Origin of the sequence: Paenibacillus sp. oral taxon 786 str. D14 (assembly GCF_000159955.1) — a bacterium.
In the GTDB taxonomy this organism is placed as follows: Bacteria; Bacillota; Bacilli; order Paenibacillales; family Paenibacillaceae; genus Fontibacillus; species Fontibacillus phoenicis.
The window spans coordinates 1-16,532 of record NZ_GG695992.1; the positions used below are offsets into that span (position 1 = coordinate 1).

The 16,532-nt window shown below is 50.2% G+C and carries 14 protein-coding genes and 1 pseudogene; all 15 read left to right on the forward strand.

Annotated elements, in window-relative coordinates; all coding sequences use genetic code 11:
* Positions 1 to 25 precede the first annotated feature (25 nt).
* Positions 26 to 277, forward strand: a complete 252-nt coding sequence (locus POTG_RS19435) for a hypothetical protein (RefSeq protein WP_009226544.1) — start codon at positions 26 to 28, stop codon at positions 275 to 277.
* Positions 278 to 312: 35 nt separating this feature from the next.
* Positions 313 to 540, forward strand: a complete 228-nt coding sequence (locus POTG_RS19440; RefSeq protein ID WP_009226545.1) for a hypothetical protein — start codon at positions 313 to 315, stop codon at positions 538 to 540.
* A 114-nt stretch (positions 541 to 654) separates the two neighbouring features.
* Positions 655 to 759: pseudogene (locus tag POTG_RS24995) on the forward strand (TetR family transcriptional regulator); the annotation flags it as partial.
* Between the two features lie 338 nt (positions 760 to 1,097).
* Positions 1,098 to 1,850, forward strand: coding sequence for a sugar phosphate isomerase/epimerase family protein (locus POTG_RS19450; RefSeq protein ID WP_009226547.1), 753 nt, complete (start codon positions 1,098 to 1,100; stop codon positions 1,848 to 1,850).
* Positions 1,851 to 2,031: 181 nt separating this feature from the next.
* Positions 2,032 to 2,898, forward strand: a complete 867-nt coding sequence (locus POTG_RS19455; protein ID WP_009226548.1) for an AraC family transcriptional regulator — start codon at positions 2,032 to 2,034, stop codon at positions 2,896 to 2,898.
* A 162-nt stretch (positions 2,899 to 3,060) separates the two neighbouring features.
* Positions 3,061 to 4,134, forward strand: coding sequence for a Gfo/Idh/MocA family protein (locus tag POTG_RS19460; RefSeq protein ID WP_009226549.1), 1,074 nt, complete (start codon positions 3,061 to 3,063; stop codon positions 4,132 to 4,134).
* A gap of 18 nt (positions 4,135 to 4,152) precedes the next feature.
* Positions 4,153 to 4,863 carry a ThuA domain-containing protein gene (locus tag POTG_RS19465; RefSeq protein WP_009226550.1) on the forward strand — a complete coding sequence of 237 codons (711 nt, stop codon included), beginning with the start codon at positions 4,153 to 4,155 and terminating at the stop codon, positions 4,861 to 4,863.
* Between the two features lie 25 nt (positions 4,864 to 4,888).
* On the forward strand, positions 4,889 to 5,857 hold the full coding sequence (locus tag POTG_RS19470; RefSeq protein WP_009226551.1) for a sugar phosphate isomerase/epimerase family protein: 969 nt from the start codon (positions 4,889 to 4,891) through the stop codon (positions 5,855 to 5,857).
* A gap of 13 nt (positions 5,858 to 5,870) precedes the next feature.
* A complete protein-coding gene (locus POTG_RS19475; RefSeq protein WP_009226552.1) occupies positions 5,871 to 6,908 on the forward strand; it encodes a Gfo/Idh/MocA family protein in 1,038 nt (345 codons plus the stop codon).
* Positions 6,909 to 7,490: 582 nt separating this feature from the next.
* Positions 7,491 to 9,146, forward strand: coding sequence for an extracellular solute-binding protein (locus tag POTG_RS19485; protein ID WP_009226553.1), 1,656 nt, complete (start codon positions 7,491 to 7,493; stop codon positions 9,144 to 9,146).
* A gap of 61 nt (positions 9,147 to 9,207) precedes the next feature.
* Positions 9,208 to 10,131, forward strand: a complete 924-nt coding sequence (locus tag POTG_RS19490; RefSeq protein ID WP_009226554.1) for an ABC transporter permease — start codon at positions 9,208 to 9,210, stop codon at positions 10,129 to 10,131.
* Between the two features lie 10 nt (positions 10,132 to 10,141).
* A complete protein-coding gene (locus POTG_RS19495) occupies positions 10,142 to 11,023 on the forward strand; it encodes a carbohydrate ABC transporter permease (RefSeq protein WP_036646363.1) in 882 nt (293 codons plus the stop codon).
* Between the two features lie 45 nt (positions 11,024 to 11,068).
* Positions 11,069 to 12,199: a glycoside hydrolase family 88 protein gene (locus POTG_RS19500; protein WP_009226556.1), complete on the forward strand. Its 1,131-nt coding sequence runs from the start codon at positions 11,069 to 11,071 to the stop codon at positions 12,197 to 12,199.
* A gap of 252 nt (positions 12,200 to 12,451) precedes the next feature.
* Entirely contained in the window at positions 12,452 to 14,824 is a 2,373-nt protein-coding gene (locus POTG_RS19505; RefSeq protein ID WP_009226557.1) for a helix-turn-helix domain-containing protein, read from the forward strand.
* Positions 14,821 to 16,491 (forward strand): extracellular solute-binding protein, encoded by a 1,671-nt coding sequence (locus POTG_RS19510; RefSeq protein WP_009226558.1) that lies wholly within the window; start codon positions 14,821 to 14,823, stop codon positions 16,489 to 16,491. Before POTG_RS19505 ends, POTG_RS19510 begins: the two co-directional genes overlap by 4 nt.
* Positions 16,492 to 16,532: the final 41 nt, after the last annotated feature.

A 16,532-nucleotide genomic window follows, 5' to 3' on the forward strand; every position in this document is an offset into this window, starting at 1 on the left:
GAAAAATTATTGGAGGAATTAACTTATGAAATGGGATGAAGTTAGAGCCATTTATCCAAATCAATTTGTTAAATTCGAAGTTCTCCAATTCAATAAAATTGACGATAAAGAAGTTGTTTCTGAAGTAGCTGTAATTGGACCTGTTCGTGACGAAGATGCTACTTATGAACTACTAAATAGCAAGGACAATACTTTGGTTTATCATACATCCAATGACAAGATTATTGTAAGGATTAGAAAAAGTATTGGGTTAAGGAGCAAGCGAGTCACACATTAATTTCACAGGATGCTGTTGATGATTTAGGCATTCGAGTGCAGGCTGGGGATGAGATATATACCAGCTATGGAATTGGTGGAAAAGAGCATTCTTATGTTAAGAAAGTAGACTCCATTCAGATAGCTGAACTTAAAATAGAGAATGCATTCATTGACTTTATGTCGTTTCCATACGAGCACATTAATGGATTACTAGGACTTGATATATTAATGGAAGGAAAATTCAAAATTGACCTAAACACCTTAGAACTTCGTCTGCAATAAAGATGGAAGTTTTTTTGTTTTTGACGGTCGTCGGAACAATAGTATTCATTAATCGATCATTCTTTATTAATCATTCTCAAACTTGTATGATGAAGAAGAAAGGAGGAGCTTAGAATGGAGCGACCAAGGGAATTTGATCAGGAGACCGCACTGCAGCAAGCGATGGAATTGTTCTGGGAGAAAGGATTTGAGCGAACCTCCATTCAGGATTTGGTCGATCGGACTGCAAATGTAAAAGCACCAAAAGCAAGTCCTGCGGATATTGCGAAGATTGCCATCGACGGTGTTGAAGCAGACAACTACGAAATTGTCGCCGATGAATTTAGCAGTAACGTGCAACGTGACTTTGCTGGCGGCGTACAAGCTTTGTATCCCCAATTATTCCAACAAAATTAATATAAGGAAGTTCATGATATTCGGCTGCAACAAGGATTTCTTGTTGTGGCCTTTTATCATGTCGGTTATGAAAGCGCATTATTCAGGAGCTTTTCGGAAGAAAGCGGGAAGAATGTGGGAGGTGATTTCGCTATCATGGACTCGTGAAAGGAGGAGGTTCGATGAAACCCCAAATTGCCTTGCAATTATGGAGTATTCAGGATGCATGTAAAGCGGACTTTTATGGAGCGCTCAAAAAAGTAAAAGAAAGCGGTTATGACGGCGTTGAATTTGCCGGTTATCATGGGAAAAGTGCTGCTGAAGTCAAAGGTTACTTAGAGGAACTGGGATTGCAGGTCGCGGCTTCGCATCTTTCTTTTGAGGCTTTGGAACGGGATTTCGAGGGGACGTTGGCCTTCGAGAAGGAAATTGGAAATTCTCGGATTGTGATCCCCTATGCCAGCTTCCAGACCTTAGAAGCTTGGCACACCTTCATTGCGAAGATGGAGGAGGTCGCGAAAAAGGCTGCAGCTGGAGGCTTCGAATTTTATTACCATAATCATGCGAACGAATTCACGGAGATCCCTGGCGTAGATATTCTTGCTGAAATGGTGCAACGTACCGAACAGATCGACCTGGAAGTGGATCTATACTGGTTGGCGGATGCCGGCTTGGACGCATTTTCTTGGCTAGAGACGCATAAAGATCGGATTGGTCTTTTTCATATGAAAGATATGCAGGATTCTCCTCGGGAAAGCACGGAAATTGGTTCCGGTGTCCTGCCGATGAAGGAGTTCGTCCAATTCGCCAAGGAGAATGAAATCCCTTGGTTAATTGTGGAGCAAGAGGAGTTTCAGAACTATCCGCCGTTAGAAGCTACTGCGATTGATTGCCAGCGTCTTCGGGCGATGGTAGATGAGGTTCATTCAGAATAATAGAGGAAGAACCAGCAACCCACCCGAAGCATATAGCGAAAGGTGGGTTTTTCATGGACTTCTCTAACAAGAAGTGTAAAAAGACAAGATAGATTTCCACCTCGGGTTGTCCGGATCAGGGAAGCCCCTTATAATCATACTGAACACGACAAAATCCAACGTACAGGGAGTCATCAGGTTTATGAGCGAGTACTTGGAAATCCCGGAGTTTCAGGATTCCATTTTGTTTCGAACGTTCCTAAATGACGGAATGACGATTGTCTATCCGCATTGGCATAAAGAAATTGAAATCATCTATTCCCGCAAAGGCAAGGTGAACATCGGCGTTCGGGAAGAGATCGTCCAGTTGGAGGAAGGGGAGATCTTCTTTTTCCCTAGCGGGGAGGCTCATTATTTCTTGGCTTCGCCAGAGAGTGAACGGTATGTCTATCAGTTTAATCTGAAACTGTTTGATGAGAGAACCCTGCGCATTTCAGAGGACTCCTTATTAAATCTCTTTGAAACCGGCGAGCCGCTTAGCCGCAACTGGCCGCAGGGGTTAGCCCAGAAGGCGACGGAGCTGTTAATTCATTTATATGAAGTCGAACAGACGAAACCGATGGGCATGAATTATTTGACCCTCGGATATCTGTACCAATTAATCGGCGAGTTTTATTTGCATTTGCCAAGACGCCAAACTTCGAACTTGCCCAGCAAGCGATCCACGATTCAGCACAAAGAAACCTTGGATTTGCTGAATCAAGTCTTTGAATATGTGGAAAATCGTTATCGGGAAGTGATTACCCTAGAAGACGTGGCGAAATTCGTGGGCTTTAGTCCGTACTATTTCACTCGATTCTTTAAGGCGAATACGGGGCAGACGTTCATGCAGTTCCTGACGGAGTATCGGATCAATCAAGCAAAGTTTATTTTGGCCAACGAAAATATCCCTATGGCGGAAGTCGCCGATAAAGCCGGCTTCGCCAGCGTCAAAACGTTCCATCATGTGTTTAAAGATGAGGTTGGACAATCGCCGCTGCAGTATCGCAAAAATCTAATAGAGTCTTAAAGATCAAGGGCTTTTACGAGTTTATTCTCGGTAGAAGCCCTTGTTTGTTTTTTGAACCGGAGGGCAATATTCGGGAGTATCATGCGAGGAAATTGGGAAGAAAGCAGTTATAAATTTGGCTATAATGAATTCGACAATAGAAACGCTTTCAGGAGGGATAAGATGAAACTAAAAGTTGGTATTATCGGATGCGGTGGGATTGCAAACGGCAAGCATATGCCGGCTCTTTCCGAGGTGAAAGAAGTAGAAATGGTAGCCTTCTGCGATATTGTCGTGGAACGTGCGGAGGAAGCGAAGAAGAAATTTGGTACTGCGGATGCGCAGGTTTTTGATAATTATGAAACGATGTTAGCGAATACCGATTTGGATGTCGTTCATGTATGTACGCCAAACTCTTCGCATGCGGTCATTTCGATTGCAGCGATGGAAGCGGGCTGTCATGTGATGTGCGAGAAACCGATGGCGAAGACGGCTGAAGAAGCGAGAAGCATGGTCGAAGCGTCCAAGCGGACCGGCAAGAAATTAACGATCGGTTATCAGAACCGGTTCCGGACGGATTCGAGATATTTGCACCAAGTTTGTGAAGAGGGCGGTTTGGGTGAAATTTATTTTGCTAAAGCTCATGCGATTCGTCGCCGTGCGGTACCAACTTGGGGCGTATTCCTGGATGAGGAAGCGCAAGGCGGAGGTCCATTGATCGACATCGGTACCCACGCGCTTGACCTGACGCTCTGGATGATGAACAACTACAAGCCGAAGTACGTGGTGGGGAAAACGTATCATAAATTGTCCCAAACGAAAAATGCAGCGAATGCATGGGGACCTTGGGATCCGGAAAAATTCACTGTAGAAGACTCCGCATTTGGTTTTGTCGTGATGGAAAACGGGGCCACCATCTTCCTGGAATCCAGCTGGGCGTTAAACAGCCTGGACGTAAAGGAAGCAAAAACGACGCTGTGCGGAACCAAAGCAGGCGCCGATATGAACAATGGCCTGACCATCAACGGGGAAGACCACAGCCTGCTGTATGAGAAGAAGATCGAGCTGCAAACCGGCGGCGTTGCTTTCTACGACGGTGCAGGCGAAAGACCGGAGGTGCTTGAAGCCCAATCCTGGATTCAGGCGATCCTAAATGATACCGAGCCTGTCGTGAAACCGGAAGAAGCCTTGGTGGTTACGGAAATTCTAGAGGCGATTTACAAATCCTCGAAGACCGGCGAGCCGGTATACCTATAAGATCAAGGAGCGATATCCATGATTCAAGTCACCGTATGGAACGAATATCGGCATGAGAAGACCAATAAAGTCGTTCAAGAAGTATATCCGGAAGGGATTCACGGGCAAATTGCAAAGTTTCTCCGTGAGGACCAATTCAAAGTGAAGACGGCAACGTTGGACGAACCAGAGCATGGCTTGACGGAAGAAGTATTAGAGGATACGGATGTCCTGATCTGGTGGGGGCATATGGCCCATGATGAAGTCCAGGATGAAATCGTGGAACGCGTGCATAAGCGGGTGCTGGAAGGTATGGGGCTGGTTGTGCTGCATTCGGCACATTTCTCCAAAATTTTCAAGAGACTCATGGGAACCTCTTGCGACCTGAAATGGCGGGAAGACGGGAAGCATAGCCGCATTTGGAACGTGAACCCGAGCCACCCGATTGCCGAAGGTATCGGCGATTTTATCGAGTTGGAGAAGGAAGAGATGTACGGGGAGCATTTTGATATTCCGGCACCGGACGAGCTGATCTTTGTCAGCTGGTTCCCTGGAGGCGAAGTGTTCCGCAGCGGTTGTACGTTCCGGCGGGGGAACGGGAAGATCTTCTATTTCCAACCTGGCCATGAAACGTATCCGAGCTATTATAACGAGAAAGTGCAGAAGGTCATTAAGAACGGGATCCGCTGGTGCGCTCCAACCCAAAATCTGTATCCCGTTTACGGCCACTATGAAGCACGTGAAAAATAAGGTAAACCATTAGGAGTGAAGAGCGATGAAACTGGGTGTATTTACACCATTGTTTAATCATTTAAGCTTTGAAGAGATGATTGAGGAAGTGGCCAAGAAAGGATTGCAGACGGTTGAAATCGGGACCGGCGGTTATCCGGGCAACGCTCATTTGGATATTGATCAATTGCTGGCCAGCAGCGATGCGAGAAAAGAATATCTCGCCAAATTAGCGGACAAAGGCCTCGAAATTTCTGCGCTTAGCTGCCACAACAATCCGATCTCCCCGATCCCAGAAGTGGCTGCCGAGGCGGACACCTTGCTGCGCAAAACGATTAAACTGGCCAGCTTGCTGAACGTTCCGGTCGTCAACGGATTCTCCGGCGTATCGGGCGGGAAACCGGGGGATACCCAAGTGAACTGGCCGGTCTTGCCTTGGCCAACGGAATACGATGACAACTACAATTACCAATGGGAGCAGAAGCTGATCCCGTATTGGAAGGAGATCAACAAGGAAGCGGAAGCGGCCGGCGTGAAAATCGGGATCGAACTCCATGGCGGCTTCCTGGCTCATACGCCATACACCATGTTGAAATTGCGTGAAGCAACCGGTAAAGCGATCGGCTGTAACCTGGATCCAAGCCATTTGTGGTGGCAAGGAATTGATCCGGTTGCTGCGGTTAAGATCCTTGGGGAGGCTGGTGCGATCCACCACTTCCATGCGAAGGATACGTATCTGGATCAGGATAACATTAATATGTACGGGTTAACGGATATGCAGCCTTACGGCAATGTGAAGACGCGTGCCTGGACGTTCCGTTCGGTAGGCTGCGGCCATGACCTGAAGGTATGGTCGGATATCATCTCCGCATTGCGCGTATATGGATATGATTATGTGCTCAGCATCGAGCATGAAGATCCGATCATGTCGGTGAATGAAGGCCTCACTCGTGCCATTACTAACTTGAAATCCATCATGATCCATGAGCAGCCTTCTGCCATGTGGTGGGCGTAAAGGAGCAAGCAAGATGTCGAAGATCAACTTTGCCGTCATCGGCTATGGCGGGATGGGCTCTTACCATGCCCACAACCTCATTCCGGCAGAAAGCTCTCGCTTTCATGTCGTGGGAACCTATGATATTTCCGGAGAAAGACAGCAAATCTCCAAGGGCAAAGGCCTGCATATCTATGGCAGCCTGGAGGAAGTATTAGCCGATAACAACATCGAAGCGGTCTTAATCGCGACCCCTAATGATTCCCACAAGGAAATTGCGATTCGCTCGATGCGGGCCGGCAAACATGTCGTTTGCGAAAAGCCGGTGGCGATGAATACCGAAGAGTTGGATGACATTTTGGCGGTGGCTGAAGAGACGGGCAAGGTCTTTATGGTTCACCAAAATCGGCGATGGGACCCGGACTTCCTTATCATTCGCCAGTTGTATCAGAACCGGACGATTGGGGAGATTTTTCAAATCGAATCCCGCGTTCAGGGGGCGAACGGCATTCCAGGCGATTGGCGTCATTTGAAAAAGCATGGCGGCGGCATGCTCCTGGACTGGGGCGTCCATCTGCTGGACCAACTGCTGTGGCTGGTCGATAGCCCTGTGCAAAGTGTATTTTCCGATTTGAGCTATATCTTAGGTGATGAAGTCGATGACGGATTCATGTGCTACATTACTTTTGAAAATGGCGTGAAGGCGCTGGTCGAAGTCGGCACCACCAACTATACCAAGCTTCCGCGCTGGTACGTGAAAGGCCTTGAAGGGACTGCGAAGATTAACGACTGGGATTTGTCCGGCGAAATCATCGCGGCTACTGGCCGTGAGGATGTGGCGGCTCCAACCCCAATCCAAGCGGGCGTGGGACTCACCAAGACGATGGCGCCTCCTTCGGAGGAAGCTACGGAGAAATTGGCTTTCCCTGAACCTAAGGCAGATTTCGTACCGTTCTATCAGAACTTCTATGAAGTTGTACGCGAAGGCGCTGAGCCGATCGTGAAGAATCAGGAAGTTCGCAAGGTGATGAAGCTGATGGATGATATTTTACAGTCCTGTCATAAGGGATGACCATATAACAACACTAAAGGCTAGCCGTTCGCGGTTAGCCTTTTGCTGCTTGAATACATCTCGCAAGTTCTCGAATGCTCAATAGCGGTTCAAGTCTTTAAAGAGGGAGAAAAAAGCCTTAAACGTCGAAACCGTATTGTTTTGGGTCGTTCCAACAGGGACGGAAACGTGGGGAGAACGGGAACTCATCGGTTATGATCTTGACGGAAGCGACGGTTGGTCATTCACGTGGGACTTTGGCAGTCGCAGTATGCATGACCGTATCGTAGTTCAAGCCTTGGGCAGTGATCAGACATCCCAAGCTCAACAGATGATTTTGGTTACCGCCGAGTGAATTTGGATCGCGTGTTAGAGAACTTTGTTAAGAAATATTGTGGGGAACAAAATTAAGGTAGAAGCTCACTGAACCTAAGCGTTCGGTGGGCTTTTTTACATAGATCATCAACCGCATTTCATAAATCATCAATCTGCCCTAAACGAAATCAACATGCCATTGGAGGTTTTGCCCATAGGCCGCCCTGTGGATTGTTCGTATGCTGAGGATGGGTTAACTCCCATCACAATTCATGGAGGGGAAGGTATATGAAGACAAAATCCTTAGCCCGCTGGGTCTCAACCGGCCTAGCCATCGGCTTGCTTAGCACCATGCTGCTGGCATGCTCAAACGGGGGGCAGACAAACAGCGCAAAATCCAATGAAGGGGGAACAGATGCTGGCGGCAACACCTCGGTCACCGAAACGGGGGCGACTTATCCAATCCAAACCGATAAGAAGCTAACGTATTGGGGGGATTTGACCGGGAACCTGATCGGGATTGTGAATTCCCATAACGATGTTCCATTCTTTCAGAAATGGCAGGAGAAAACCGGGGTTCCGCTCGAATTTACGGCACCGCCGGCAGGTCAAGCCCGCGAGGCGCTGAACGTCATGCTGGCATCAGGCGATCTGCCGGATATGATCGAATACAACTTCATGAGTTTTCCCGGCGGCCCGGAGAAAGCGATCAGTGACGGGTATATTTTGCGTCTGAACGATCTGGTCGACAAGTACGCGCCCAATCTGAAGAAGTATTTAGAGGAGCATCCAGATATCGATAAGATGGTGAAAACCGACAGCGGCAGTTACTACGTCTTTCCGTTTATCCGGGGCGATGAGTATCTGCAGGTCTTCCAGGGGCCGATGATCCGCAAGGACTGGCTAGATGAACTTGGACTGCCGGTGCCGGAAACAATCGACGAATGGACGACCACGCTCCGTGCGTTTAAGGAGAAAAAGGGAGCTGCCGCTCCGCTCTCGCTGGTCAGCAAGCCGCGCTTCTTTAATGAATCCTACAACGGAGCGTTCCTGGGTGCATATGGGGTGACTCAAGGGTTTTACCAAGAAGACGGGAAGATCAAGTTTGGTCCTGCGGAACCCGGATTCAAGGAGTATTTAAGATTGTTCCAATCTTGGTATAAGGAAGGGCTGCTCGATAAAAATATCGCGACGGTCGATGGTAAAGCGCTCGACAGCAACCTTGCTTCCGGAGCAACGGGTGCCACGATCGGCAACGCTGGCGGCGGGATGGGAAAATGGCAGCCGTTGATCGAGGCGAACGATCCGAAAGCAGTGCTTGTGGCAGCTCCTTATCCGGTGCTGAACAAGGGCGAGAAGCCCAAATTCGGGCAGCGGAACCAACCGTACTCCTCTGAAGGCACGGTCGCGATTACAACGGCCGCCAAGGATCCGGAGTTGGCAGTACGGATGCTGGATTACGGGTACAGTGAGGAAGGCCATATGTTCTTCAACTTTGGGGAAGAAGGCGTCAGCTACGAGTTGGTGGACGGATATCCGAAATACACCGACTTGCTCATGAAAAATCCAGATAAACTCGCGCCGGCGCAAGCGATTTCGTTATATGCCCGCGGCAGCTACAACGGACCGTTCGTACAAGACAAACGGTATGCGGAGCAATTCTTCGCCCTGCAAACCCAGCGGGATGCGATCGAAATTTGGAAGAACACCGATGTCGCGAAATACCAATTGCCGCCGATTACGCCAACGCCGGAGGAAAGCTCGGAATATGCCACGATTATGAACGACGTCAACACGCTGGTGGATGAGATGACGATCAAGATCATTTTAGGGGAAGAATCCGTGGACCAATTTGAAAGCTATGTAGAAAAAATGAAGTCGCTTCGCCTGGACCGCGCCATCGAGATTCAAACTGCAGCGCTGGAGCGTTACAACAATCGATAAGGAGCATACGGGAGGGCGTATAGGCCCTCCCGATTTGAAATGAGGTGAACCCCTAAAGCGCATGAATAAACCCGTTTCCTTCAAACGCCGGTTGATCCGGGACTTTCGGTTAAACAAATATTTGTATCTCATGATGATTCCCGTCATCGCCTACTACGTGATTTTTCATTACGGTCCGATGTATGGCGCAATCATCGCTTTTAAGGATTTTTCCCCGGTTAAGGGGATCTTGGGGAGCGACTGGGTGGGTCTCAAGCATTTCGAAGAGTTCTTCGGGAGCTACTATTTCTTGCGAGTTCTCAAAAATACCGTACTCATCAGCTTATATACGCTGATCTTTGAGTTCCCCGCGCCGATCATCCTGGCCTTGCTGATCAATGAAGTGCGCCGCCGCCGCTTCAAACGGGTCGTGCAGACCATTACGTATATGCCGTATTTTATCTCCTTAGTTGTGATCTGCGGCATCATTACGGACTTTACGAATGCGGACGGCCTAATTAACCGGCTGTTTATGCTGCTTGGGTACGATGGTCAAGCGATGCTGCAGAAGCCGGAGCTGTTCCGGCCGATCTACGTGTTGTCGGAAATCTGGCAACGCATCGGCTGGGAATCGATCATCTATATTGCCGCGTTGATGAGCATCGATCTCGAGCAATACGAAGCCGCTCGAATTGACGGGGCCAGCCGGCTGAAGCAAATGTTCTATATCACCCTACCCGGCCTGGTACCTGTCATCACCATCATGTTTATTTTGCGGATTGGGAACTTGCTGAACGTTGGTTTTGAAAAAATCATTTTGCTCTACAATCCGATCACCTACGAAACGGCGGATGTTATTTCCACCTTTGTGTACCGCAAAGGGTTGCTGGAATTCGGCTGGAGCTATAGCTCGGCCGTGGGATTATTTAACTCGGTGATCAATCTCGCGCTGCTCATCTCCGCGAACTACATCAGCCGCAAAGTGAATGAAAACAGCTTATGGTGAGGTGGAAGCGATGAAGACGGAAAGCGGTTGGATGGATCGATTATTTAATGTGGTGAATTATACCCTGCTGATTTTGCTCGTGATCGCGACCTTGTATCCGTTGGTCTATGTTCTGTTAGCCTCCCTTAGTGATCCGGCGCGCCTGTTGGCTTATAAAGGACTGCTTTGGAAGCCGGTGGGTTTCAGCCTGGAAGCCTATCGGGCCGTGCTCGCCAACCCAGGGATCGGAATCGGGTTTCGTAATACGTTGTTTATCGTCGTGTTTGGAGTGACCGTGAATATTTTCATGACTGCCCTGGGCGCTTACGTATTGTCCCGCAAAAACGTGATGTGGAACAAGGTCTTTATGTTCATCATCGTGTTTACGATGTTTTTTGGCGGCGGCTTGATTCCGATGTACCTGATCGTCAAGGGCGTAGGTCTATTGGATTCGTTATGGTCCACGATCATCCCGTTTGCAGTCAGCACGTTTAATCTGATCATCATGCGGACGTCATTTATGGGCATCCCGGACAGCTTGGAGGAGTCGGCGAAGATCGATGGGGCGAATCACTTTACGATCCTGTTCCGAATTATCATCCCGCTCTCCATGCCCGTGATTGCCGTGATGATCTTGTATTATGCGGTAGACAAATGGAACGGGTGGTTCTATGCCTCGGTGTTCATCCGAAGCCGGGAGTTGTTCCCATTACAGCTCGTGCTCCGCGAAATCCTGATCTCGAACTCGACGGACAGTATGTCGATCGGCGCCTCCGCCGGAGACCGGTTCCAGATCGGGGAGACGATCAAATATGCGACGATCATTGTGGCGACGTTTCCGATCATGTGCATATATCCGTTTTTACAGCGTTATTTCGTGAAAGGTGTTATGGTCGGATCGTTGAAGGGGTAATGGATGAGGGGGAAGTCCCACGAGTAAAGGTAGAGGAGGAGAAGCATGACAACGACCTTAAAAACGATCAGCCAGGAGATCTGGCCGCGGTTGGAGTCCAAGGTGTCGCTGATGCGGGATTCCTTGGGATCTAAGGCTCCGCATGTTGCAGGACAAAACGGAATTTATGACGATACGAAGCTGGACTGGTGGACCTCCGGATTCTGGCCGGGGATCCTATGGCTGATGTACGACATGACGGGTGAAGAAGGATGGCGGGAGGCAGCCTGGTCTTGGGATGAACGGTTGTTTGCGTTGTTCCAGCAGGAGAATGCTTTTGATCATGATGTAGGTTTTCATTTTTTGCCGACGGCGGTCTTTAAGTATAAGCTGACCGGCGACAAAGACGCCTTGCGGCGAGGCTTGTTTGCGGCAAACTTCCTGGCCGGCCGCTTCAACCCGAAGGGCAGCTACCTCCGGGCTTGGAACGGCAGCAAGCAAACCGGCTGGTCGATCATCGATACGATGATGAATATCTCGCTGCTCTTCTGGGCTTCCGAGGAAAGCGGCGACCCACGGTTTGCGCATATCGCCAAGGCTCATGCGGATATGGTTGTGAAGCAATTCGTGCGGGCGGACGGGTCCACCCATCACATCGTGGTGTTTGACCCCGAAACGGGCGAACGCGTGGGGGCGTTAGGCGGACAAGGCGCGGGTCCCGACTCGGCCTGGAGCCGGGGGAACGCCTGGGCGCTTTACGGCCTGACGAATACGTACCGTCATACCAACGACGCAGTGTACTTAAGTGCAGCCCAGCGGGTGGCAAATTTCTTTATCGCTAGCTTGCCTGAGGACAGCGTCCCGCCGTGGGATTTCCGGGCCATACTGGAAGCTGGGGACGACGAGATTCCCCGTGACACCTCGGCCGGAGCGATCGCTGCCTCCGGGTTGCTAGAACTTGCCGACCAACTGGATGAACCGATTGGCCGACCGTACCGCTCTGCCGCCGAGCGAATCTTAAGCTCACTCGCTACGAATTATGCCACTTGGGACGATCCGAAGCATGAGGCCATCCTGCTTCAAGGTACGGGCCACAAGCCAGCTAATCAGAACGTGAACGTTTCGCTGATCTACGGGGATTATTACTTCGTTGAGGCGTTGGCGAAGCTCCAAGGATGGAAGCGGCGTATTTTCTAAAAAAACTTTATCTCGAAATTTAGCCCGAAGGACCACCTAGTCCCTCGGGCTATTTGCGTTTTGTTAGGTCGCAGGACTGCTCGCAAGCGGGAATTGTCAATCGAATTGAACTTTTTATCTATAGGCTTGGGCCGGGGAAACACGTTATAATTAGGTCTTGATCTGATGCACCGACAAACCAACAAAACCGACGAACCGATTAACCCACTAACCTGCTTATCTACAAATCAGAAGGATACGGGGGAGGAACGGATGTTGAACATTCAATCTTTGTGGCGGAAACGGGAAAGCGTGATCGTAACCTGGCTCGTTTCGTACAGTGCAGTGTTGTTTGTGCCGATTCTGTTCAGCCTCATCATTTACGCTCAGGCCAATACAGCGTTAAAGAGCGAAATTCACCGGGCGAACGATTCGTTGCTGAAGCAAATGCGCTATACGATCGATACGCAAATCGATTTGATGAAGCGGCTCAATATGGAGATGACTTGGAGTCCGAACCTGCAGACCTTGATGTATTCAAGTCAGTCTGACGCCGAAGCACCTTACACCGCTTACCAGCTCGTCAAGGAGTTTCGTCTGTTCAAGACGTCGTACGCCACGATCGATGAATTTTACGTCGTTTGGAAAAAAGGGGATGCGGTTCTCCGGGCGGGGAATATCCGGGATATCCCCACCGCCTTTCATACCATTCACGAGACCGGGGCCATCAGTTTAGAGACTTGGAAACGCCTAGTTTTGGAAGCGGATACAAAACACTTTGTTGTGCTCCCTCACCTCAATGCGGGGCACGCGGAATCCTCCATCGCTTATGTCACGCAGCTGCCAGCTGATCTGAACGGGCAAGAGACAGGGACGGTCGTGGTGATGACGGATACGAGCCGGTTCCAACAGGCCCTTGAGGGGATCTCCGGCTTCAGTGATGGTCTGCTGCTGATCCTAAATCAGAATGACGAGGTGCTGATGACCAATCGGGATCCTGCCGATGAGCTGCTTCCCTTTATGGATGGCAACCGCGTAAGGCTGGATCGGGCGAAGGTCGGGGAATCGGAGCTGTTCTATATGGATTCCGCGGTATCCGATCTCAAATATGCGTTGATCATCCCGAGCGGGTTGTATTGGGAAAAAGCCGTGAACGTCCGCAATTTTACGTATATCAGCATTCTGGTCAGCCTGCTTGGCGCCGGCGTGCTGACGTGGTTTTTCATGCGTCGCAACTATTCTCCGATCCAACAGCTGGTGGAGTCGTTGAAGGACAAAACGTCGCAGTCTGTACCTGGAGAACCCAATGAGCTCCGGTTTATCCAGAACATGATCCAGCGGGCCGGGAGCGAGAAGAATGAGATTGCCCAGCAACTCCAGAAGCATCAGCAGGTGCTTCGTTCGAATTTGATTTATCGACTGCTGAAGGGGAAGACCGACCCGCTTGTTCCTTATGAGGAATCGTTCCGTTCCTTTCAGATGCCGCTGTATTCGCGGGATTTTGCCGTTATTTTATTTGTGATCGAAAATGAAGATCGGCTCTATGACAAGTTGCCTGGCGTGGGATTAAGCGAACGGAGCAAACTGATTCAGCTGATCATCTCCAATGTGGTCGAGGAACTGGTTGCCACGCGAGGACATGTGGGCTATGTTGCGGAGGTCGACGAGATGATCGTATGCCTGGTGAATTTGCAGGCGGATTCCGTGACATGGAGCGAGGATTTGAGAGCGATTGCGGCGGAAGCCCAGCGGTTCTTGGAGCGTTACGAGATGGAGCTGACCATTTCGTTCAGCGGCCGGCATCCATCATGGATTGGTATTCATGAGGCGTATCAAGAAGCGGTGGATGCGATGGAATACAAGATGGTATTGGGGAAGAAAGGGATTATTGCTTACGGCGAGATCCATCGTGAGACGGCAAATGGCATGTACGGGTATGATTATCCGCTGCAAACCGAGCAGCAGTTGATTAACTTCATCAAAGCCGGCGATGCCGAACAGGCCGGTCATTACATGAATGAGATCATGAAGCGGAATTTGGAGAAGCCGGTGATGTCGCTTAACGTGGCCAAATGCCTCATGTTTAATTTGGTAAGTACGATGATCAAGGTCATCCATGAACTAGGCGGACATGAGGATGATTGCCGGCTGGCCGATTATCCGCTGTGGATCGACGAGGTGCTGGCCTGCGATACGGTACAGGAAATGCAAAGCGCTCTGCAAGGCTTGTTGCATGAGGTCTGCGCATTTGCCGCCGACAAACGTGCAAGCCATCTGTTGAGAGAACGAGAGGACTCGCTTCGCAGCCTGATCGAGAAAGTGACGGCGTATATCGCGGCACGTTACAACGACGCCAACTTAAATGTGAATGCGATTGGCGATCATTTTGGGATGAAAGGCAGTTACCTCTCCAAGCTTTACAAGAATCAGACGGGAGAAGGCCTGCTGGACAGCATCCACCGATGCCGAATTGAGAAGGCGAAGGAGCTCATGCGGACGCAATCGGAATCGATCAGCGAGCTGTCTAAAGTGGTGGGATATAACGATGCAGCTACGTTTATTCGGGTATTTAAGAAGTACGAAGGCATCACGCCTGGCAGATATAAAGAGATCAGCGGCATGAATGGGAAGGAGGTTACGGTATGAGTGGAAATCGAAAAAAGGTTCGGACTCTTACAAACCGGGGGCTCGCGACGGTGTTGATTCTGGCGTTATTTGTCCTGCTGAGCTCTTGTGATTCCAGTGCGGGACCCTTCCGCGGGTCATCCGCCGCTTCGGCAGCGAATCCGCAGGAGGTACAACCGGGCGGAAATCATGCGCAGGATCAACGGTTGACGCTCACTTACTGGGCTGAGCTCAACGGAAATGCAGCCAGCATTAAATCCAAGTTCAGTGAGGTTCCTTTCTTCCAAGAATGGCAACGGAGAACCGGGGTCCAGCTCGATTTCATCCAGCCTCCCGCCAATCAAGGGAAGGAGGCGATTAGCGTCCTGCTCGCTTCCGGCGAGCTGCCGGATCTGATCGAGTATGAATGGATCAATTATCCGGGCGGTCCGGAGAAGGCGATCAACGACGGGTATATTCTAAGGCTGAATGAAATCTTCGACCAATATACCCCTCATTTGAAAAAATATCTCCAAGCGCATCCCGAGATCGATCTCCAGGTTCGTACCGCAAACGGAAGTTACTACGCCTTCCCATTTATTCAGGGTGAACCGCGGCTTCGCACTTACCAAGGCCCGATCATCCGCAAGGATTGGCTGGATGACCTTGGGCTTGAGATTCCGGAGACAATCGAGGAATGGCATGATGTGCTGAAGGCGTTCAAAGAACGGAAGGGAGCAGAGGCTCCGCTCACCTTCCTTGGCGTACCCAATCCGTTGTTTGGTATCGAAGGCGGGGGATTCGTTGGCGCTTTTGGGATTAAGAAGGATTTCTATCAAGAGCAGGGGAAGGTCAAATTTGGCGCCATCGAGCCGGAGTACAAGGCGTTTCTTGCACTGTTCCGCGACTGGTATCAGGAAGGGCTTATCGATCCCAACCTTGCTGCAGTGGACTCGGAAACCCAGGATACAAGCATGATTCTCGGGCGCAGCGGCGCCAGCATCTGGAACGCCGGGGCGGGAATCGGGACTTGGTTGCCGGTGATGCGAGCCCGGGACCCGAAGGTCGAACTGGCGCCGACGCCTTATCCGGTACTGAAAAAGGGGGATCGTCCGAAATTTGGTCAACTTGCTCCGGTCGCGGGAGTCAGCGGCAGTGTTGCGATCTCAACAAGCAATCAGCATGTGGAGGAATCGGCCCGGATGCTGGATTATGGTTACAGCCCTGAGGGGCATATGCTGTTCAACTTTGGGATCGAAGGGGTTAGCTATGAAATGAAGGACGGTTATCCAGCTTATACCGACCTCATTTTAAACAATCCGAACCAGTGGGCTCCATCACAAGCGCTGGCGATGTATACACGGGCTAGTTATTTTGGTCCGTTCGTGCAAGATGTACGGTATATGGAGCAGTATTATGCGTTGCCAGAGCAGCAGGAGGCTGCCCGGCTGTGGTCCGACACGGACGCTGCGCTGCACATCTTGCCGGTACTGCCGAAGACCGAGGAGGAGAGTACGGAGTTTTCGGTCATTATGCAGGACGTGAACCGCCTCGTGGATGAGATGTCGCTTAAGATCATCTATGGGATGGAGCCGCTGGATGCGTTTGAAGGTTACGTGGAGCAAATCCACGCCATGGGGATCGACCGGGCGATTCAAATCCAACAACAGTCCCTTGATCGGTATAACGCGGCATTATCTGCGAGATGATGGTTGGATTTGGATAAAATGGCAACGCGAGTGGCGTTATT

Bases quoted from the DNA above. Each gene is read 5' to 3' on its own strand.
- POTG_RS19450 (WP_009226547.1), top strand. From the start codon at position 1,098: ATGAAACCCCAAATTGCCTTGCAATTATGGAGTATTCAGGATGCATGT.
- POTG_RS19435 (WP_009226544.1), top strand. From the start codon at position 26: ATGAAATGGGATGAAGTTAGAGCCATTTATCCAAATCAATTTGTTAAA.
- POTG_RS19495 (WP_036646363.1), top strand. From the start codon at position 10,142: ATGAAGACGGAAAGCGGTTGGATGGATCGATTATTTAATGTGGTGAAT.
- POTG_RS19490 (WP_009226554.1), top strand. From the start codon at position 9,208: ATGAATAAACCCGTTTCCTTCAAACGCCGGTTGATCCGGGACTTTCGG.
- POTG_RS19470 (WP_009226551.1), top strand. From the start codon at position 4,889: ATGAAACTGGGTGTATTTACACCATTGTTTAATCATTTAAGCTTTGAA.
- POTG_RS19460 (WP_009226549.1), top strand. From the start codon at position 3,061: ATGAAACTAAAAGTTGGTATTATCGGATGCGGTGGGATTGCAAACGGC.
- POTG_RS19505 (WP_009226557.1), top strand. From the start codon at position 12,452: ATGTTGAACATTCAATCTTTGTGGCGGAAACGGGAAAGCGTGATCGTA.
- POTG_RS19455 (WP_009226548.1), top strand. From the start codon at position 2,032: ATGAGCGAGTACTTGGAAATCCCGGAGTTTCAGGATTCCATTTTGTTT.
- POTG_RS19500 (WP_009226556.1), top strand. From the start codon at position 11,069: ATGACAACGACCTTAAAAACGATCAGCCAGGAGATCTGGCCGCGGTTG.
- POTG_RS19475 (WP_009226552.1), top strand. From the start codon at position 5,871: ATGTCGAAGATCAACTTTGCCGTCATCGGCTATGGCGGGATGGGCTCT.
- POTG_RS19465 (WP_009226550.1), top strand. From the start codon at position 4,153: ATGATTCAAGTCACCGTATGGAACGAATATCGGCATGAGAAGACCAAT.
- POTG_RS19510 (WP_009226558.1), top strand. From the start codon at position 14,821: ATGAGTGGAAATCGAAAAAAGGTTCGGACTCTTACAAACCGGGGGCTC.
- POTG_RS19485 (WP_009226553.1), top strand. From the start codon at position 7,491: ATGAAGACAAAATCCTTAGCCCGCTGGGTCTCAACCGGCCTAGCCATC.